This window comes from Variovorax sp. efr-133-TYG-130 (assembly GCF_030208835.1).
Classification (GTDB): domain Bacteria; phylum Pseudomonadota; class Gammaproteobacteria; order Burkholderiales; family Burkholderiaceae_C; genus Variovorax.
The window spans coordinates 60,065-78,931 of sequence record NZ_JARVTD010000042.1 but is presented as its reverse complement, the minus strand read 5'-3'; the positions used below and the strand labels follow the sequence as shown (position 1 = coordinate 78,931).

Annotated in this window: 19 protein-coding genes and 1 pseudogene; 12 read left to right on the top strand and 8 right to left on the bottom strand. The window is 70.3% G+C overall.

The genetic code is table 11. The features are described from left to right. Nucleotides 1-96: 96 nt before the first annotated feature. Both QRN67_RS30865 and QRN67_RS30860 read left to right on the top strand, forming a co-directional pair. Nucleotides 97-1,614, top strand: a complete 1,518-nt coding sequence (locus QRN67_RS30865) for an AMP nucleosidase (RefSeq protein ID WP_285414909.1) — start codon at nucleotides 97-99, stop codon at nucleotides 1,612-1,614. Between the two features lie 107 nt (nucleotides 1,615-1,721). Further along, nucleotides 1,722-2,732, top strand: coding sequence for a Bug family tripartite tricarboxylate transporter substrate binding protein (locus QRN67_RS30860; protein ID WP_172839819.1), 1,011 nt, complete (start codon nucleotides 1,722-1,724; stop codon nucleotides 2,730-2,732). A 19-nt stretch (nucleotides 2,733-2,751) separates the two neighbouring features. Here the strand turns inward: QRN67_RS30860 and QRN67_RS30855 are convergent, their stop codons facing one another. Continuing rightward, nucleotides 2,752-3,444 (bottom strand): ArsR/SmtB family transcription factor, encoded by a 693-nt coding sequence (locus QRN67_RS30855; protein WP_285414908.1) that lies wholly within the window; start codon nucleotides 3,442-3,444, stop codon nucleotides 2,752-2,754. A gap of 83 nt (nucleotides 3,445-3,527) precedes the next feature. Here QRN67_RS30855 and QRN67_RS30850 point away from each other — a divergent pair, with 83 nt between their 5' ends. Next, nucleotides 3,528-4,709 carry a cytochrome P450 gene (locus tag QRN67_RS30850; RefSeq protein ID WP_285414907.1) on the top strand — a complete coding sequence of 394 codons (1,182 nt, stop codon included), beginning with the start codon at nucleotides 3,528-3,530 and terminating at the stop codon, nucleotides 4,707-4,709. Here QRN67_RS30850 and QRN67_RS30845 read toward each other — a convergent pair. Both QRN67_RS30845 and QRN67_RS30840 read right to left on the bottom strand, forming a co-directional pair. After that, nucleotides 4,667-5,656, bottom strand: coding sequence for a pyridoxamine 5'-phosphate oxidase family protein (locus tag QRN67_RS30845; protein ID WP_285414906.1), 990 nt, complete (start codon nucleotides 5,654-5,656; stop codon nucleotides 4,667-4,669). The two genes, QRN67_RS30850 and QRN67_RS30845, sit on opposite strands and share 43 nt — an antisense overlap. After that, on the bottom strand, nucleotides 5,653-6,303 hold the full coding sequence (locus QRN67_RS30840; protein ID WP_106936543.1) for a glutathione S-transferase family protein: 651 nt from the start codon (nucleotides 6,301-6,303) through the stop codon (nucleotides 5,653-5,655). Before QRN67_RS30840 ends, QRN67_RS30845 begins: the two co-directional genes overlap by 4 nt. Nucleotides 6,304-6,422: 119 nt before the next feature. Between QRN67_RS30840 and QRN67_RS30835 the strand changes: the two genes are divergently transcribed. Next, nucleotides 6,423-7,313 (top strand): LysR family transcriptional regulator, encoded by an 891-nt coding sequence (locus tag QRN67_RS30835; protein WP_081267528.1) that lies wholly within the window; start codon nucleotides 6,423-6,425, stop codon nucleotides 7,311-7,313. Here QRN67_RS30835 and QRN67_RS30830 read toward each other — a convergent pair. Genes QRN67_RS30830 through QRN67_RS30820 form a run of 3 tightly spaced genes read right to left on the bottom strand, consistent with a single transcriptional unit; the run spans nucleotide 7,303 to nucleotide 9,457 of the window. After that, nucleotides 7,303-7,938, bottom strand: a complete 636-nt coding sequence (locus QRN67_RS30830) for a hypothetical protein (protein WP_285414905.1) — start codon at nucleotides 7,936-7,938, stop codon at nucleotides 7,303-7,305. The two genes, QRN67_RS30835 and QRN67_RS30830, sit on opposite strands and share 11 nt — an antisense overlap. Continuing rightward, entirely contained in the window at nucleotides 7,935-8,618 is a 684-nt protein-coding gene (locus QRN67_RS30825) for a hypothetical protein (RefSeq protein WP_081267527.1), read from the bottom strand. Before QRN67_RS30825 ends, QRN67_RS30830 begins: the two co-directional genes overlap by 4 nt. Then, nucleotides 8,615-9,457, bottom strand: a complete 843-nt coding sequence (locus QRN67_RS30820; RefSeq protein WP_081267526.1) for a hypothetical protein — start codon at nucleotides 9,455-9,457, stop codon at nucleotides 8,615-8,617. Before QRN67_RS30820 ends, QRN67_RS30825 begins: the two co-directional genes overlap by 4 nt. A 98-nt stretch (nucleotides 9,458-9,555) precedes the next feature. Here QRN67_RS30820 and QRN67_RS30815 point away from each other — a divergent pair, with 98 nt between their 5' ends. Together QRN67_RS30815 and QRN67_RS30810 are read left to right on the top strand one after the other, a co-directional pair. Beyond that, the gene (locus QRN67_RS30815; RefSeq protein WP_081267525.1) at nucleotides 9,556-10,503 is read left to right on the top strand and encodes an ATP-binding cassette domain-containing protein; all 948 of its coding nucleotides are present in this window, start codon (nucleotides 9,556-9,558) and stop codon (nucleotides 10,501-10,503) included. Between the two features lie 3 nt (nucleotides 10,504-10,506). Further along, nucleotides 10,507-11,346, top strand: a complete 840-nt coding sequence (locus QRN67_RS30810) for an ABC transporter permease (RefSeq protein ID WP_285414904.1) — start codon at nucleotides 10,507-10,509, stop codon at nucleotides 11,344-11,346. A 7-nt stretch (nucleotides 11,347-11,353) separates the two neighbouring features. On the opposite strand, the gene QRN67_RS30805 is transcribed toward QRN67_RS30810, so the two are convergent. Next, nucleotides 11,354-12,955, bottom strand: coding sequence for a glycosyltransferase family 39 protein (locus tag QRN67_RS30805; RefSeq protein ID WP_240204936.1), 1,602 nt, complete (start codon nucleotides 12,953-12,955; stop codon nucleotides 11,354-11,356). Nucleotides 12,956-13,067: 112 nt separating this feature from the next. Here QRN67_RS30805 and QRN67_RS30800 point away from each other — a divergent pair, with 112 nt between their 5' ends. Continuing rightward, nucleotides 13,068-13,523 (top strand): MarR family winged helix-turn-helix transcriptional regulator, encoded by a 456-nt coding sequence (locus tag QRN67_RS30800; RefSeq protein WP_106936538.1) that lies wholly within the window; start codon nucleotides 13,068-13,070, stop codon nucleotides 13,521-13,523. A 97-nt stretch (nucleotides 13,524-13,620) separates the two neighbouring features. Next, nucleotides 13,621-14,046 (top strand): organic hydroperoxide resistance protein, encoded by a 426-nt coding sequence (locus QRN67_RS30795; RefSeq protein ID WP_019657755.1) that lies wholly within the window; start codon nucleotides 13,621-13,623, stop codon nucleotides 14,044-14,046. A gap of 70 nt (nucleotides 14,047-14,116) precedes the next feature. Here the strand turns inward: QRN67_RS30795 and QRN67_RS30790 are convergent, their stop codons facing one another. Continuing rightward, on the bottom strand, nucleotides 14,117-15,010 hold the full coding sequence (locus QRN67_RS30790) for a LysR substrate-binding domain-containing protein (RefSeq protein WP_253819822.1): 894 nt from the start codon (nucleotides 15,008-15,010) through the stop codon (nucleotides 14,117-14,119). A 77-nt stretch (nucleotides 15,011-15,087) separates the two neighbouring features. On the opposite strand from QRN67_RS30790, the pseudogene QRN67_RS33260 reads away from it, so the two are divergent. The 4 genes and pseudogenes from QRN67_RS33260 to QRN67_RS30775 form a co-directional block, all read left to right on the top strand. Continuing rightward, a pseudogene (locus tag QRN67_RS33260) lies at nucleotides 15,088-15,708 on the top strand (Bug family tripartite tricarboxylate transporter substrate binding protein); the annotation flags it as partial. A 73-nt stretch (nucleotides 15,709-15,781) separates the two neighbouring features. After that, nucleotides 15,782-16,171 (top strand): tripartite tricarboxylate transporter substrate-binding protein, encoded by a 390-nt coding sequence (locus QRN67_RS33255; protein WP_350226976.1) that lies wholly within the window; start codon nucleotides 15,782-15,784, stop codon nucleotides 16,169-16,171. Nucleotides 16,172-16,181: 10 nt separating this feature from the next. Beyond that, complete coding sequence (locus tag QRN67_RS30780; RefSeq protein WP_503010959.1) at nucleotides 16,182-17,621, top strand: N-acyl-D-amino-acid deacylase family protein; 1,440 nt, start codon at nucleotides 16,182-16,184, stop codon at nucleotides 17,619-17,621. Between the two features lie 126 nt (nucleotides 17,622-17,747). Beyond that, the gene (locus QRN67_RS30775) at nucleotides 17,748-18,863 is read left to right on the top strand and encodes a DUF2855 family protein (protein WP_285414902.1); all 1,116 of its coding nucleotides are present in this window, start codon (nucleotides 17,748-17,750) and stop codon (nucleotides 18,861-18,863) included. Nucleotides 18,864-18,867 lie beyond the last annotated feature (4 nt).

The following is an 18,867-nucleotide window of genomic DNA, read 5'->3' as shown; positions in this document are numbered from 1 at the left end:
CCGGGGGACATTCGCGGAGCAAGGCACCCCGTCGGCGTGAGCGCGCCCCGAACAACGCCGCCAAACACCCCACAACAGGCATTGCACAATGACGCCATGCCCTACATGCCCACCTTCGTCGCTCCCGCCCGCTTCACCGATGCCGCCGCCGCACTCGAACAGGTCAAGGCCATCTACAACGGCGGCCTGGCCCATCTTCGCGAATCGATGCTGCGCTTCGTTGCCGGCGAGGCGCTGCCGGGCCGGGTGCGGGCCTGCTACCCCTTCGTGCGGGTGCATACCCACACCGTCTCGCGCCACACGCCGCCGGCCAACGCCGGCCTGAGCTACGGCTTCGTGGCCGGGCCCGGCCGCTACGAGACCACGCTGACGCGGCCCGATCTGTTCTCGCGCTACTACTTCGACCAGTTCCGCCTGCTGCTCGAGAACCACCAGGTCGAGCTGGAGGTCGGCACCAGCACGCAGCCCATTCCCATCCACTTCTCGTTTGCCGAGAACGACCACATCGAAGGCACCATGAGCGCCGAGCGCCGCGCCCTCATGCGCGACGTGTTCGACCTGCCCGACCTGGGCGTGATGGACGACGGCATCGCCAATGGCACCTTCGAGGCGCGCGACGGCGAGGCGCAGCCGCTGTCGCTGTTCACGGCCGCGCGGGTGGACTACTCGCTGCACCGCCTGCGCCACTACACCGGCACCGCGCCCGACTGGTTCCAGAACTTCGTGCTGTTCACCAACTACCAGTTCTACATCGACGAGTTCGTGCGGCTGGGCCACGAGGCCATGGCCGACGAGAACAGCGAGTACATCGCCTTCATCGAGCCCGGCAACGTGGTCACGCGCCGCCGCGGCCTGGCCGCTGGCGGCAGCGAGAACTTCGGCCACCTGCTCGACGGCAGCCAGGGCACGGCACCGCCGCGGCTGCCGCAGATGCCGGCCTACCACCTGGTGCGCGAGGACTGCAGCGGCACCAGCATGGTCAACATCGGCGTCGGCCCGGCCAATGCCAAGACCATCACCGACCACATCGCCGTGCTGCGCCCGCACGCCTGGATGATGCTGGGCCACTGCGCCGGCCTGCGCAACACGCAGCAGCTGGGCGACTACGTGCTGGCCCACGCCTACGTGCGCGAGGACCACGTGCTCGACGAAGAACTGCCGCTGTGGGTGCCCATTCCGGCGCTGTCGGAGATCCAGCTCGCGCTCGAGAAGGCCGTGGCCGACGTCACGCGCTACGAGGGCCCCGACCTCAAGAAGATCATGCGCACCGGCACGGTGGCCAGCACCGACAACCGCAACTGGGAGCTGCTGCCCGGCAACCAGCCTCAGCGCCGCTTCAGCCAGAGCCGCGCGGTGGCGCTGGACATGGAAAGCGCCACCATCGCGGCCAACGGCTTCCGCTTCCGCGTGCCCTACGGCACCCTGCTGTGCGTGAGCGACAAGCCGCTGCACGGCGAGATCAAGCTGCCCGGCATGGCCAACCACTTCTATCGCGAACGGGTGGAACAGCACCTGCGCATCGGCATGCGGGCCATCGACATCCTGCGCGAGGAAGGCTCCACGCGCCTGCACAGCCGCAAGCTGCGCAGCTTTGCCGAGGTGGCCTTCCAGTAAAGCAAGGGCGCCCGGCGTGCATCCGGGTTTGTCCCTGCCCGCGCACGGGCGGGATCGGCGCTTTTCGCGGACATCATTCGGTTTCCCCACAGAAAACCGGAAACAAGATGCCCCAGTCGCCTTCCGTCACTCTCTCGCGCCGCAACTTCTCGGCATGGATCGCGGCATCGGCCGCAGCTGCAGGCACAGGGGGCGCCGCGCTGTGGCCCGGCGTCGCCAGGGCGGCCGACGCACCGGCGGGCAGCAAGCTGCGCATCGTGATTCCCGCGAACGAAGGCGGCGGCTGGGACCAGACCGGCCGCGCGCTCGGCGCCGCGCTGCTGGCCTCGGGCGCGGTGGGCAACGTGGTCTACGAGAACATCGGCGGCAAGGGCGGCACCATCGGCCTGGCCAAGTACGTCGAGAAATACGACGCCGACCCGGAGGCCCTGCTCGTCAGCGGCATGGTGATGGTCGGTGCCGTGGCGCTGCAGAAGCCGGCCGTGACCCTGAGCAACGTGTCGCCGGTGGCACGCCTCACCAGCGACTATGAAGTGGTGGCGGTCAAGGCCGATTCCCCCATCAAGACGCCGAAGGACCTGATCGCGCAGCTGCGCACGGACGCGGCCAACACCGTGGTCGCGGGCGGCTCCGCCGGCGGCGTGGACCACATGTACGCCGGCATGCTGGCGCGCGTGGCGGGCGCTTCCTCCTCGCTGGTCTACCAGCCGCATCCCGGCGGCGCGCAGGTGGTGGAGGCGCTGGAAAGCGGCAAGGCGGTGGCGGGCATCTCGGGCTTCAGCGAATTCAGCGACAGCCTGGCCAGCGGCCGGCTGCGCGCCATCGGCGTGTCGTCGAAGCAGCCGTTCCAGGGCATCGCATCGGTGCGCGAGCAGGGCGTGGACGCCGACCTCGCCAACTGGCGCGGCGTGATGACCGGCAAGAAGGTGCCGCCCTACCGCAAGGCCGTGCTGCTCGACGCGGTGCGCCGCGCGACCACGCACGACCTGTGGGCGAAGACCATCAAGCGCAACAACTGGGACCCTTACTGGATGGCGGGCAAGGACTTCGAGAGCTTCCTGGAGCTGGACACCGCGATGGCCGGCCCGCTGATCTACCTGCTCAAGCTGAAGGCCTGAAGCCGGACCCTGCCGGCGCTCAGGCGAAAAGCTCCGGCATCTCGCGCTGCGCCTTCGGCGTGAGCGTGAGCGCGCGGCCGTCCAGTTCCTGCCGCACCCATCCGCGCCGCAGCGACAGCTGCAGCCACGCGGCCCCGAGCGCGCCGCCCAGGTGCGGCCGGCGCTCGCTCCAGTCGAGGCAGGCACAGGCGAAGCGCCGGCGCGAGCGGCGCACCGCGTCCACCTCCACGCCCAGGCTTTCGAGCGCGATCGCGCCTTCGGGCGTGAGCTCGTAGGAACCGCTCTGCAAGCCGCTGAGCCAGCCTTGCGCATGCAGCCGGTCGTGCAGTGCGACGCCGGCCGTGCCCGCCATGTGGTCGTAGCAGGTGCGCGCGCTGCGCAGGCGGCTCGGCGTGTTGGGCTTGAACTCCGCCGCGCGCGGCGTGCCGGCGACCACCATCAGGCTTTCGAGCGCCGCGGCCACGTCGTCGTTGGCCAGGCGAAAGTAGCGGTGCTTGCCCTGCACCAGCAGTTCGACCAGCCGCTCTTCCTTCAGCCGCGCAAGATGCGCGCTCGCGGTGGACGCGGCCACCTCGGCCACGGTGGCGAGTTCGGTGGCGGTGCGTGCGTGGCCGTCCATCAGGCAGCTGAGCATGCGGGCGCGCGCCGGCTCGGCGATGGCGCCGGCTACGCGGGCCAGCTGGAAATCGGCGGTGGAATCGAGGGTGTCCATGCGCCTCATCGTAAGACGGCTCGGCATCCGACACTTCGGCCGCGGACGAAGTGTGGCGGCGCCGCCGATCGCACACTGCGGCCATGGACCGGAACAACAGCCCCACCCCTCCCGACGCACCTCCCGACGCGCCTCTCGACCCGGTCGCGGCCGCGACGCATGCAGACCCCTACCCCTTCTACGCCAGCCTGCGCAACGGCCCACCGCTGGCGTGGAACCAGAAGCTTCGCCTCTGGGTGGCCAGCCGCGCCGAGGTGATCGAAGAAGTGCTGCAGGCGCACGGCGCACTGCGCGTGCGGCCGGTCGCCGAGCCGGTGCCGAGCGCCATCGCGGGCAGCCCGGCCGGCGAGGTGTTCGGCCACCTGGTGCGCATGAACGACGGCACAGCGCACGAGGCCCACCGGCCCGCGCTGCAGCGGGCGCTGGCCGGGCTCGATCTGAACGCCGTGCGCGAAGCTGCCCTGCAGGTGGCGCGGCAAGTGCCGGACCAGCAGCCGCTGTCCGACACGCTGTTCTCGATGCCGGTGCGGTCCGTCGCGCACCTGCTGGGTTTTGCCGACGAGGCGCTGCCGCAGGTCGACCTGTGGACGCGCGACTTCGTGGCCTGCCTGTCGCCGCTGTCGACGGCGAGCCAGCTGCAGGGCGCAAGCACGGCGGCAGGCGAATTGATGGCGCGCTTCGAAGGCCTGGTCGCGGGCACGCCGCCGCGCCGGGGCACGCTGCTGGCGGCCGTGCTGGCCGAAAGCGCCGCACCGTCGCGCTCGCTGCTCGCCAACCTGGTCGGCCTGCTCTCGCAGACCTGCGACGCCACGGCCGGCCTGCTGGGCAACAGCCTCATCGCCCTGCTGCGCGAACCCCCGCTGCGCACGGCCGCACGCACGCGCGACGGGCTGCAGGCCATCGTCGAAGAGACGGCGCGGCACGACCCTTCGGTGCACAACACGCGGCGCTTCGTGGCGACGCCCGTGACCATCGCGGGCACGCCGCTCGCGGCGGGCGACACGGTGCTGGTGCTGCTGGCCTCGGCCAACCGCGATCCCTCGTTCAACCCCGACCCCGACAGCTTCGTCCTCGTGCGTGCGAAGCGCCGCATGCTCGGCTTCGGCCGCGGCACGCACGCCTGCCCGGGGCAGGCCCTGGCCTGCACGCTGGCGGCGGCCGGCCTCGAAGCCCTGCTGCAGCGCGCACCCGACGTCGACGCGCAGCGCCTGCGCGGCTGGCACTACCGGCCGTCGGTCGCGGCGCGCGTGCCGGTGTTCCACTGACCGGTGTGCGCGAGATGCGCAGACAGCTGCGCATCGCCCCAGCGCAACGGCAGTGCCGCCGGGCGGCGCAAGGCGTGGGTCACATGGAAGCGCATCAGCCGTTCAGCGCCTTCGAACGCGGCCACCTCGGGGCCGTTCCAGACGATCTCGGCCGTGACCGCCACATGCAGCAGGTCGCCGCTGTCGAAGTCGACGAACAGCAGCCCCGCGCGCGGATGCGCCGCCAGGTTGCCGAGCGTGTTGAAGAAGCGGTTGCCGTTGAAGTCGGGCACGGTCAGCGTGTCGTCGCCGTCGATGCGCACGAAGCCCGGCCGGCCGCCGCGGTGCGACACATCGACACCGTGCGAACTCGCATCGGCATCGTCGCCCACCGCCGCTTCGTTCGGATACGCAGTCGCAATGAACAGCGTGTCGGCGCTGCCGATGAGGCGATGCGCCGCCAGGTCGAGCTTGTCGAGCCATTGCGCGGGCGCCGCATCACCGCGCGGCGGCTCGAATACCGGCTCGCGTGCCTGGATGTAGCGCGGGCAGTTGCCGAAGCTCTGCTGCACCTCGACCATGAAGCCCGCCGCGTCGATGGCCTCGACCGTGCCGTTCATGCGGTTGCGCCGCCGCGTGTGCGGCTGGATGCCGAGCAGGCCCAGCGTCGCGCCCTGCTTCAGCTGGCCCGCGAGCGGATCGCCCGCCGCGGGCAGCGCGTCGATGCGCAGGTGCGTGGCATCGGGCGAATGCACGAAGCCGGCGGGCGCCGCGAGCACGCTGGCCAAGGGCTGCAGCCCGTCGTCGATGCTGCCCGCCACGATGAAAGGCAGCAGCGAGAAGAACTCGCGGTGCTGGTCGGGCATGAAGTCGCGGATGATGCGCGGGCCCGCGGCCTCCATCTGCTCGCGCGATCCCGCAAGCGTCTGCAGCGCGCGTTCGCCCGCATGGAACGGTGCGGCGATCATGCGGCCGCCGCGAGCCCGACGGGCGTGCGCACCATTGGCACGAAGCTGGGCAGCGCCTCCACCCGCGCGAGCCATTCGCGCACATGCGCGTAGCCGTCGAGCGACACCCTGCCTTCGGGTGCGTGCGCCACGTAGGCGTAGTTCGCGATATCTGCCAGGGTGGCGGCCGGGCCCGCGAGGAAGGGCTGTTGCCGCAGGTGCGCCTCCATCACCGCCAGCAATGCATGCGAGCGCGTCACCGTCTCCGCCGGATCGGTGGCCAGCCCGAACAGCGCCATGACGCGCGCGGCGGCGGGCCCGTACGCCAGCGGACCGGCGGCCACCGAGAACCAGCGCTGCACCTGCGCCGCGCCCACCGCGTCCTGCGGCATCCAGCGGGCGGGGTCGGGCGAATAGCGCGCGTTGAGGTAGACCAGGATGGCGTTGGAGTCGGCCAGCGTCAGATCGCCGTCTTCGATCACCGGCACCTGGCCGAAGAGGTTGCGCGCCAGGAACTCCGGCGTGCGGTTCTCGCGCTTGCGCATGTCGAGTTCGATGTTCTCGAACGGCAGGCCGAGCATCGTGAGGAACAGGCGCACTCTGTGCACGTGGCCCGAAATGGCGGCGCCGTAGAGCTTGATGGGGCGAATGGGGCGGGTGGCGTTCATGGCGGGGGTCCTTCTGGAATGTCTTTGAGCGGGTACGGTGCCGATTCTTCTCTCTTGCGCCGAATGAATGAATAGCCACTTCTGTATTTGACTGCTTCGATTTCCGGTTTAATCGCGCCATGGATCGTTTCAAGGCCATGCAGACTTTCGTGCAGATTGCCGACCAAGGCAGCCTGACCCGCGCCGCCGAGGCGCTCGGCACTTCGCTGCCCGCGGTGGTGCGCTCGCTGGCGTCGCTGGAGGCGCACCTGGGCGTGCGACTGTTCCACCGCACCACGCGCCGCCTCTCGCTGACCGAGGAGGGCCGCCACTACCTGCCGAGCGCGCGCGAAGTGCTGCTGGCGGCCGACGCCGCCGACCTCGCGCTGAAGGCCGAGGCCCGCGAGCCGGCCGGGCAGCTCACCATCACCGCGCCGGTGCTGTTCGGCCACATGTACGTGGCGCCGGCCATCGTGCGCTTCATGAAGCGCTATGAAAAGGTGCGCTGCAGCGTGCGCCTGTACGACCGCACGGTGAGCCTGCTCGAAGAGGGCGTCGACGTGGGCATCCGCATCAGCCCGCTGGAAGACTCGTCGCTGGTGGCGCAGACGCTGGGCACCATCCGCCGCGTGGTGGCGGCCAGCCCCGCCTACCTGGCAGCGCACGGCACGCCGCGACATCCGCGCGAGCTGAACGGCGCGCCCTGCGTGCGCGGCCGGGTCGATGCACCGCCGCAATGGCTGTTCCGCGACGGCGGCAAGACCATCGGCGTGACGCCGGACAACCGGCTGGAGTTCAACCACATCGCACCGGCCATCGAAGCCTGCGCGGCGGGCATGGGCTTCGGCACCTTCTTCTCCTACCAGGTGATGCCGCACGTAGCGCAGGGGCGGCTCGCGCTGGTGCTGGAAGACTTCGAGCCGCAGCCGCGGCCCGTGAGCGTGATCTACCCGAACGCGCGGTTGCTGCCGGCGCGCACGCGGGCTTTCATCGACTGGATGAAGATGGAGTTCAGCGAACTCAGGCTCTAGCAGACCCCAGGTAAGGTGCGAGCCAGTCGGCTCCGGGCATCTCGGGTGTCTCCCGGCTGTCGTGCAGGCAGATCTCGGAGTCCTGCGCCAGCAGAGACCAGCCGTCGCGGTGGAGTTGCTCGCACAGCGCCACCACGCGCACGCTGAACGCATCCAGTGGCTCGCGGCTGCGCAGCGTGAGGAAGCAGGTGTCGGCTTCTTCGCGCAGGCTGTCGCGCGACAGCTGTGCGCCGTGCGCCTCGCACAGCTGCTGCAGCGCGGAGAGGTCGTGCAGCTGGCGCAGCTTGCCGCGCCACTCGAAGTACCGTCCGGCGCGGCCCAGCCTGTCGGCGTCATGCACCTGCGCATCGACCTTCACGCCCAGCACGGCCATGCCCGCGCGCGCCAGCCATTGCGCCAGCGCCATGGCCTCGGCCTTGGCTTCTTCGAAGTCGGCACGCAGCCAGGCGATGGCCGAAGGCTGCTGCTTGCGCTCGGCGCCGCCATGGTCGTTGCCGCCGCGATGATGGTGATGGTCGATCAGCAGCGGCCGCAGCCCGGCCTGCTCGCACACCGCGACGAAGAAAGGAATCTGCGACGCGTGCAGCGCGCCGCAGGTCAGGTGCAGCTTCAGCATGGGCTTCATGGCACGGCCGCCCGTTCGGGCAAGGGCCTGCCCTCGCACAGCGCCGCGGCATCGGTGGCCATGCCGCGCACGGCCTCCTCGATGCCGAGGTTCAGCACCGACATGAATTCGCCGTTGCCGTTGGCCCAGTTGGTGCGCGTGCCCATGCCGTGGTACTGGCGCACCACGGGCTCGGCGCCGGGTCTGCGGTAGGTAGCCTGCAGCACGACGTGAGAGACCAGGTTCAGCCCGGCGGACCACGCATGCGCAAGGCGCAGCGCCACATCGGCCGTCACCTGCCGTGCGGCACCGGGCGACGGCGGCGCGGCGGCCACCACCTGCAGCCCGTAGCGGCCGGCCGACTGCAGCGCCCCGCGAATCCACGGGCCGGCGTCGCCGCCCTGGATGGACTGCACCGACACCGGCGTGGCGTGCAAGGTGGGCAGCATCACGGTCAGGTTGCCCACGTTGGCCTTGTTCAGGCGCAGGTCGTCGATGGCCGGCAGGTACAGGGTGCAGCCATTGGCGACGTGCAGCCGCGCGACCGGCGGGCTGTTGGGCCGCTCGGCCGCCTCGGGCGCCGGCTCGAACACCATGGAAAGCGGCTCGGTCTCGGTCAGCGCATGCGACAGGCCCGGCATGGCGCAGAGCGCGGCAAAGGCACACAGGGCGGCGGCACTCCGCGCGCGTATTGGCATCATGGGGCTGCGCTCCTGACGGAGTAGAGGGCGCCGTCCTGGTCGCGGAACAGCACGCGTCCCGGCTGCTCGTCGAAGCTCGCGCCGGCCACGGTCACCCACGAGCCGTTGACGTTGAAGCGCGCGGTCTTCACCGCGCCGGAGCGCGCGCCGGCGATGTCCATCGCCACCGCGCGCAGCGTCTGCGTCATCGAGTCGCGCATCACGCCGCGCAGCACCTGTCCGTCGTCGGCCGTGAGGCGGCGGATGACGGTGGCTCGCGCGGTGCCGCCGATGGGCGTCTGGAAAATGGCGGCGGTGCGATAGCTGGGCTCGCTCTTGCCGTCCTGCCACAGCAGCGCGGAGGCGCGCGTGGTGAAAGCGCCGAGTCCGGGCTCGAGCGCGTATTGCAGCCACACCACCATGTACGCGGGACCGTCCCGGGTGGCGGCGATGCGGGCTTCGTGCGCGGCCTTGACCGGCATGGCGGCAAGCAATTGCGCAGAGCGGATCTTCAGCGGAAAGGAACTCGGGTCGGCCAGCTGCGCCTCGAGCGCGCGGGCCGCCTCGGCGCGGTAGTCGTAGTCGAGCAGCGGGCCGACGATGGCCTGCACCTCGGCGCTCATGTCTTTCTGGCGCGACTGTTGCACCGACGAGTCGATCAGCGCGCCGATCAGCCCGCCGCCGGTGGCAGCGCTCACGCCGGGCGATTGCGCGGAGAACATGAAGCTCTCCTGGGCGACGACCACGCGCACATCCACCTCCCGGACCTTGCCCCGGTCCGCGGACGACAGCGGCCGATGAAACGGCGCGCAGGCGCCGAGCGCCATCAGGAGAGACAGCGCCAACAGGAAACGCAGCATCTTTGGGCCTCCCCCCGTGAAATGCATTTGGCAGCGATTGTGCCGTGGCCCGGGCAAGCCGCGGGGCGGATTGCGCACGCCTGCGTCAGAATCGCCGCGTGCAGCCCACAACAACCCCGTCCCCCCCGCCCCTCTTCCAGGTCAGCCGGCTGCGCAAGCGCTATGGCGAGACCACGGTCGTCGACGACCTGTCGTTCGAGATCGCGCCCGGCGAATGCCTGGGCGTGATCGGCCCGAACGGCGCCGGCAAGACCACCACCATCCGCATGTGCCTGGGCCTCACCGCGCCCGACGGCGGCGAGATATCCGCGCTGGGCCTGCAGATGCCGCGCGACGCGCTGGCCATCAAGGCGCAGCTGGGCGTGGTGTCGCAGTTCGACACGCTCGACCCCGACTTCAGCTGCGCCGAGAACCTGGTGGTGTACGGCCGCTACTTCGGCTTCGGCAAGGCGCAGGTGCGCGAGCGCGTGCCGCAGCTGCTGGAGTTCGCGGCGCTGTCGCACAAGGCCGATGCCAAGCCGGGCGAACTGTCGGGCGGCATGCGCAGGCGGCTGTCGCTCGCGCGCGCGCTGGTCAACGACCCCAAGCTGCTGCTGCTCGACGAGCCCACCACCGGGCTCGACCCGCAGGCACGCCACCTGATGTGGGAGCGGCTGCAGGTGCTGCTGCAGCAGGGCAAGTCGATCTTGCTGACCACGCACTTCATGGACGAGGCCGAGCGCCTGTGCTCGCGCCTGCTGGTGCTCGACCACGGCCGCAAGATCGCCGAAGGCCGCCCGCGCGACCTGATCGCCGAGCACCTGGAGCCCGACGTGGTCGAGGTGTACGGCAACGGCGCGCTGTCGCTGGCCGAGTCGGCCGAACTGAAGGCGATGGCCGCGCGCGTGGAAGTGAGCGGCGAGACGGTGTTCTTCTACACGCAGGACGCGCGGCGGCTGCTCGACGCCTTGACGCGGCACGGCGGGCTGCGCACCTTTCACCGGCCGGCGAACCTGGAGGACCTGTTCCTCAAGCTCACCGGCCGCCAGATTCGCGAGGACGGCTAGGCCATGGACATGACAACCGCCACAACGACAAAAACAAACGCGCCCGCTTCGCCCTCGGTCTGGCGCGCACCCGAAATCTCGCTGCGCTGGTGGCCGGTGTTCCTGCGCAACCTGCTGGTGTGGCGCAAGCTGGCCATTCCCAGCCTGATCGGCAACATCGCCGAGCCGCTGATCTGGCTGGTGGCCTTCGGCTACGGCATGGGCGCGCTGGTGGGTCAGGTGGCGGTCGACGGCGTGAAGGTGCCGTACATCCTGTTCCTGGCGAGCGGGTCGATCTGCATGAGCGCGATGAATGCGGCGAGCTTCGAGGCGCTGTACTCGGCGTTCTCGCGCATGCATGTGCAGAAGACCTGGGACGGCATCATGAACGCGCCGGTCGGGCTCGACGACATCGTGCTGGCCGAGATGCTGTGGGCGGCGTTCAAGTCGATCTTCACGGTCACGGCCATCCTGTTCGTGATGCTCGGGCTGGGCATCAGCCACAGCCCGAAGCTCATCGTCGCGTGGATGGTGCTGGTGGGCGCGGGCATCACCTTCTCGTCGATCGCGCTGATCTTCAACGCGCTGGCCAAGGGCTACGACTTCTTCACCTACTACTTCACGCTGTTCATGACGCCGATGATGTTCCTGAGCGGCGTGTTCTTTCCGCTCGAACAGCTGCCCTCCGCGGTCAAGGCCGTGGCGGCCTGGCTGCCGCTGACGAATGCGGTGGCGCTGGTGCGGCCGCTGTTCATGGACCAGTGGCCGGCAGGCTGGTGGGTGCATGCGGCGGTGCTGGCGGTGTACGCGGTCGTCGCCTTCTGGATCGCGCTGGCGTTGACGCGCAAGCGGTTCAGGGGCTGAGGCCGCGCTACTTCTTCGCATCCGCCGCGCAGTTCTTCGCTGCGCGCTCTCCCTGCGGCAGCACGATGCCCCAGCGCATGCGCAGCCTGTTGTGCTCGTCGGTTCCGGCCCACGGGATGTCCAGCGTGCCGCGGCAGTCGGCCAGGGCGAGCCGGGGTTGGAGCAGCGCGCCTTCGGAGCGGAACTCGTGCGTGTCGAGGATCAGCACCATGCCGCCTTCGCGCGCCAGCGTGCCCGGAGGCAGCCACGGCGAATTGCGCTCGTCGCCGTCGATCAGCAACTGCGTCGACGGGTCCATCCTCAGCGCCACCGCGCCGGCGAACCAGGTGTCGCCCACCAGCAGCGTGAGCGGGCGGTCGCCGACGCGGTCGCGCCAGATGTCACGAACAGCGTCCGCAACTTCCTGCGCCGGCAGGTTGGCACGCGTGATGTAGCCGAGGCGCTTGCTCAGCACGCCGTCGACCCAGGCCTGGCCGAGCGCGCCGGCCACATGGAGCACCGCCACCGTGACGATCACGCCGCGCCAGCGGCGGCGGCTCCATCGCTCCGCCTCGAGGCCGGGCAGCACGGCCACGGCCCACAGCGCGGCCGGCAGGAAGAAGGTGCCGAGCCACGAGGGAACCAGCGGAACCTTCAGCAGCACCGCCGCGGGAAACACGAGGCACATGGGCCCCAGCGTGGCCCAGGCCAGGAAGCGCCGGTCGAACGCGTTCAGCCCCGGCGTGGCGGCCGATGAGGGCGCGGGCGCGACGGCAGCCCGGGTGAACCAGGCCCAGCCGACCAGCAGCAGCATCGGCAACAGGCGGGATACCTGCACCAGGAACACATGCACCAGGTGGCGAAAGCCGTGCCCGTGCGTGCCCGGGTGGACCGAATGGCGCGCGTAGTCGATGCTGCGGCCGGAGTGCTCCAGCACCCACCACAGGTGCGGCGCCATCAGCACCAGCGCGACGCCGGCCGCCAGCAGCAGGCCGCGCCGCACATGCGCATCGCGCCACAGGCCCTGCCGCACGATGAAGGCCGCGCCCACCGCGAACTGCACCACGGCGCTGTACTTGGTGAGCATCGACAGCGCCGCGAAGACGCCCAGCCAGGCCCAGTCACGCAGCTTCGACGACGAAGGCGCGTGCAGCACGCGCCACAGCATCCACCAGTAGCCGGCCAGCGGCAGCAGTTGCACGGTGTTGTGGTTGTAGATGACCGCGCGCTGCACGTGGTAGGCAACCAGCGAGCCGAGCAGCACGGCCAGCGCCGCGCGCGCCGGGTGGACCATTTCGAGCGACCAGCGCCACACCAGGCAGAGCGCACCCACGCCGCAGCCGACACCGGCCGCGTAGGTCAGCCAGGGCTGGCGCCCGCCCAGCAGCATCAGGGCGCCCATCAGCCAGCTCGGCAGCGGCGGATGCTTGTAGTAGCTCCATTCGAAGCTGCTGCCCCAGAACAGCTCCTCGACGTTGTCCCAGGGCGGGGTCGGATAGAACCAGCTGAAGGACAGGGTCCACAGCAGCAGCATCGCCGCCAGGGCCCACAGGATGTTGCGCTGCAGGGCAGGAGGCGGGACGGCCAGGGGCGTGGCGTTTCCTGTCGAGGGAATCGGGGAGAGTCGCATACGGGGTGGGGCGAAACGGGAGGCGGGATGAAAACCAAAGTCCCAAGTGTGGCACGACGTTTACCTTAACTTTACATTGCACGCAATTCAATTGCTCGCTACAATTCGACCCATGCGCTCCACACCCGTCTCCGCCGACGAAATGCTCAAGCTGGACAACCAGCTGTGCTTTGCCGTGTATTCCGCCTCGCTGGCCATGACCCGGCTCTACAAGCCGGTGCTGGAAAAGCTGCAGCTCACCTACCCGCAATACCTCGTGATGCTCTCGCTGTGGGAGCAGGACGGCCCCACGGTCTCCGCGCTGGGTGACCGCCTGTCGCTCGACTCCGGCACGCTCACCCCGCTGCTCAAGCGGCTGGAAGCCAACGGTTACGTGACCCGTGTGCGCGACGTGGCCGACGAGCGCCGGGTGCACATCACGCTGACGGCCGTCGGCCGCAAGCTCAAGACCCGCGCGGCCGACGTGCCCGAGTGCCTGATGGCCGCTGCCCAATGCTCGGTGCCCGAGCTGGTTTCGCTCACCCAGCAGATCCAGGCGCTGCGCGACCGCATCAGGAAAGCCGCCTGAAGCAGCGCCCGTTTTTTATCTCCGTTTCTCCCCGCCGAGGCTGCTTGCGGCCGAGGCTTTTCCACCCTCCCTCCACTCCATCATCAAAGGAATCACCATGACCACCAAGCTCGACAAAGTGCTCTACACCGCAGAAGCCCACACGGTCGGCGGCCGTGACGGCGCAGGCAAGTCCAGCGACGGCGCTATCGACGTCAAGCTGAGCTCGCCCGGTTCCGGCAAGCCCGGCACCAACCCCGAACAGCTGTTCGCGGTCGGCTACGCCGCCTGCTTCATCGGCGCCATGAAGGCCGTCGGCCCGAAGATCGGCGTGAAGGTGCCGGAAGACGTCGCCATCGACTCCAGCGTTTCCCTCGGCCCGACGAACGGCGGCGCCGCCTACGGCATCGCCGTGAAGCTGGCGATCACGCTGCCCGGCCTGGATGCCGAAGCCAAGCAGAAGCTGGTCGACACGGCTCACCAGGTGTGCCCGTACTCGAACGCCACGCGCGGCAACATCGACGTCGAACTGACCATCGCCTGAGCTCCAGCGCAGTTGGCGCGCTCGGCGCGCTCGCAATTGAAGGCGGCACCGGCCACGGTGCCGCCTTTTTTCATGCGCCCGCCTGCGCGAGCAGCCACGCCTTGAAGACCTGCAGCGACTGCATGCGCGCCGACTCTTCCGGGTACACGAGGTAGTAGCCCTTGGCGTAGCGGTGCGCGTGGCGGCTCAGGCGCTTCAACCGCCCGGAGGCCACCATGTCCTCGCCCATGTAGGGCGGCAGCAGCGCCACGCCCATGCCGGCGACAGCCGCGTTGAGCGCCATCGACATGATCTCGTAGCGCGGCCCCTCGCGCGGCGCCGCATCGGCGATGCCCTCGCGGCGGAACCATTCGTCCCAGCCGTCGGGCAGCGTGTGATGGTGGATGAGCGCCGAGCGCGGCGTGCCGGCATCGACCGTCTTGCCGTGCACCTTGACCCACGACGGCGAGGCGTAGGGTGACAGCACCAGCGGCAGCACGAACTCGCTGTGCAGCCCGGCGCGCTGGCCGTCGCTGAACTCGAGCGACGCATCGACCGGCGTGGTGCGGAAGTCGACCTGGCCCACGCGCGTGCCCAGGTTCAGCGTGATCTCGCCGTGCGCGCGGGTGAAGGCCGGCAGCCGCGGAATGAGCCAGTAGCTGCCGACCGACGCGCCCACCGACAGCGACAGCTCGCCGCCGCGCCCCTTCAGGGCCATGACGGTAGCGGTGGCGCGCTCCAGCCGGCGCAGCAAGGGCGCCACCTCGCCCAGGTAGTACGTCCCCGCCTCGGTCAGCGCGAGCGCCTCGCGGCGGCGCGTGAACAGCCGCACGCCGAGCCGATCCTCGAGCGTCTGCACCTGGCGGCTCACCGCGCCCTGTGTGAGCCGCAGCTCGTGCGCGGCGGCGGTGAACGAGCGCAGCCGCGCGCTGGCCTCCAGGCACAGCAGCGACATCGTCGAAGGGGCACGGATGTTGGTGTTCATGAGGAAAGCGCTCTTTCGGTGCATGCCGCTGTGGGCGTTTGCCAGTGCAGCACCGCGGAAGTGCATGCGAAAACCTCATGCTAGACGCAGCAAACATGGTTTGTCCACGGCGAGCGCGCCGCGCAACATCGCGGCCATTCCTTGATGGCTTCGACGATGAAAGGCTTTCCATGACACCGCAGATTCTCACCCGCCGCGCGCTGTTGCGGCTGGCCTCGGCCACCGCGCTGGCGGCCCTGCCTTTGGCGTCCCGCGCGGGCGACTGGCCCGAGCGCGCGGTGCGCCTGGTGGTGCCCTCGGCCGCGGGCGGCTCGCCCGACGCGGTCTGCCGCCTGCTGGCCAACGAGCTGTCGAAGTCGCTGGGCCAGGCGATCGTCATCGACAACAAGCCAGGCGCCAGCGGCAACATCGGCATGGTCGACGTGACGCGCGCCGCGCCCGACGGCTACACGCTGGGCTACGGCAACGTGGGCACGCTGGCCATCAACAAGGCGCTGTTCTCGAAGCTCCCCTACGACCCCGACCGCCAGCTGGTGCCCGTCGCGCTGCTGGGCTACGTGCAGAACGCGCTGGTGGTGCGCAAGGACCTGGGCGTGCACAGCGTGGGCGAACTGGTCGCGCTGGCGAAGGCCCGTCCCGGCAAGCTCACCATGGCCTCGGCCGGCAACGGCACCACCGGCCACCTGAGCGGCGAACTGTTCAAGACCCTGACGGGCACGTCCATCGCGCACGTGCCCTATCGCGGCAGCCCCCAGGGCCATCCAGGACCTGATGGGCGGCCAGGTGGACCTGATGTTCGACAACCTGAGTTCGATCGCGCCGCACATCCAGGCCGGGCGGTTCGCGGTGCTGGCCGTCACGGGCGCGCAGCGCAGCGCCCTGTTTCCGGCCATTCCCACCGTGGCCGAGTCGGGCGTGCCCGGCTACGACGTGGTGGCCTGGGGCGGCATCGTGGCGCCCGCGAGGACACCCCCCGCCGTGGTCGAGCGGCTGAACGCGGCCGTCAACGCCATCCTCGCCACGCCGGCCATGCGCGAGAGGTACGCGGCCATCGGCTTCGAAACGCTCACCGGACCGCCGCAGCGGCTGTGGGAGCGCGTGGCCCGCGAAACGCCGCTGTGGGCCGACGTGGTGAAGCGCTCCGGCGCGCAGGTCGATTGAAGGCATGGCGATGCTCGACCTGGTGATCGAAGGCGGCGAGGTGATCGACGGCAGCGGCGCGCCGCGCGTGCGCGCCGACGTGGGCGTGCAACAGGGGCGCATCGTGCGCCTGGGCGAGCTGGCCGGCGTGGCGGCGCGCGAGCGCTTCGACGCGCGCGGGCGCATCGTGGCGCCGGGCTTCATCGACGTGCACACGCACGACGACCGGCTGCTGCTCGACGCGCCGCAGGGCGCCCACCCCAAGCTGTCGCAGGGCGTGACCACCGTGGTCACCGGCAACTGCGGCGTGAGCCTGGCGCCGCTGTGCTCGGCGGTCACGCCGCCCGCGCCGCTCGACCTGCTGGGCAGCGACGCCTGGCGCTTCGATCGCTTCGGCGACTACCTCGACGCGCTCGAACAGGCACGGCCCGCGCTCAATGCCGCCTGCCTGGTCGGCCATTCGACGCTGCGCGTGCGGCACATGGCGCGGCTGGACCGCGTGGCCGACGGCGACGAGACGCGGCGCATGGCGGACGACCTGGCACAAGCGCTGGACAGCGGCGCCATCGGCTTGTCGACCGGCCTCTACTACCCGCCGGCGCGCGCCGCCAGTGCGCAGGAGGTGATTGCCGTGGGCGCCGCGCTGGCCGGCGCGCGCGGCATCGTCACCATGCACATCCGCGACGAGGCCGACGCCATTGACGAGGCGCTGCGCGAGGCGCTGCACATCGGCCGCGCGCTGGGCGTGGACACGGTGCTGTCGCACCACAAGCTGGTCGGCAAGGCCAACCACGGCCGCTCGGTGCAGACGCTCGCGGCCATCGAGGAGGCCGCGCAAACACAGCGCGTGTGCTTCGACTGCTACCCCTACAACGCCTCGTCGACCATGCTGCTGCCCGGGCGCGTGGCGCAGTCCGACGACGTGCGCGTGACTTGGTCGAAGGCCGACGCCAGCGCGGCCGGCCGCTCGCTGTTCGAACTGGCGCGCGAGCGCGGCCGCCCGCCCGAGCAGCTGGCCGCGGAGCTGCAGCCCGCCGGCGCGATCTACTTCGCGATGAGCGAGGACGACGTGAGCCGCATCCTCGGCCACCCGATGGCCATGGTCGGCTCCGACGGCCTGGCGCACGACACCAGCCCGCACCCGCGCCTGTGGGGCACCTTCCCGCGCGTGCTGGGCCACTACGTGCGCGAGCGCAAGCTGTTCTCGCTGGAGACGGCGGTACACAAGATGACGGGCCTGAGCGCGCGCCGCTTCGGCCTGCACAAACGCGGCCTGCTGGCAAGCGGCCACCATGCCGACATCGTGGTGTTCGACGCGCAGCGTGTGGCCGACCGCGCCACCTTCGACCACCCCACCGAGCCCAGCGCGGGCATCGACGCGGTGTTCGTCAACGGCCGGCTCGCCTGCCGCGAGGGCCGCACGGCCGACGTGCATGCGGGCCGCGTGCTGCGGCACGGGCGCTCGGACTGAGCGGCGCCAGAGCGGCAGGGCAGGCACGGCATGTCTCGCGCGCGACGCCAAAACGCCGCGCGCGATGGCGCCTTTCATGGCGCTTGGCTAAGGTCGCGGGCACGATCCACTGCCGGAGCTTCGCCCATGAGCACCACCAGCCTTCTCATCCGCAAAGACCAGCTCGCGACCACGCGGCTGCATACCGCCACAGACGCGCCGCTGGCCGACGGCCAGGTGCGCGTGCGCATCGACAGCTTTGCGCTCACGTCGAACAACATCACCTATGCCGCCTTCGGCGACGCGATGAGCTACTGGCAGTTCTACCCGACCGGCGAAGAAGGCTGGGGCAGCATCCCGGTGTGGGGCTTCGCGAGCGTGGTGCAGTCGCTGCACCCGGGCGTGGCGGTGGGCGAGCGGCTCTACGGCTACTGGCCGATGGCCACCGGCGCGGTGCTGAGCCCCGGGCGGCTGTCGCCCGAGCGCTTCACCGACACCGCGGCGCACCGCGCCGAGCTGCCCGCCGTCTACAACCAGTATTTCCGCTGCGCGCGCGACCCGCTCTACACCGCGGATTCGGAAGACACGCAGTCGCTGCTGCGCCCGCTGTTCATCACCTCGTGGCTGATCGACGACTTCATGGGCGACAACGATTTCTTCGGCGCAAAGACCATGCTGCTGTCCAGCGCGTCGAGCAAGACGGCCTACGGCACCGCGTTCCAGCTGCACCGGCGCGAAGGCATCCAGGTGATCGGCCTGACTTCGCCGGCCAACGTGGCCTTCTGCCAAAGCCTGGGCTGCTACGACCGCGTGGTGACCTACGAGGCGCTCGACACCATCGCGGCCGACACGCCTTGCGTGTACATCGACTTCGCGGGCAACGGCGCGCTGCGCAACGCCATCCACGGCCGGTTCACCCAACTGAAGTACAGCAGCTCCATCGGCGGCACGCACGTCGAGCAGCTCGCCGCCAAGGGCGCCGGCAAGGACCTGGCCGGCCCGCGCGCCACGCTGTTCTTCGCGCCCGCGCAGATCAAGAAGCGCACCGCCGAATGGGGCGCAGAAGAGTTCGGGCGCCGCATGGTGGCCGCCTGGCGCGACTTCATCGCCACCGCGACCGATGCGAACAAGCCCTGGCTGCGCGCCGAGCGCCACCACGGCGGCGAGGCGGTGCAGGCCGCTTACGCGCAGGTGCTGGCCGGCAAGGGCGACCCGCGCGCGGGCCATGTCCTTTCTCTTTACAAACAACCCGGCGACGCCTGACCCC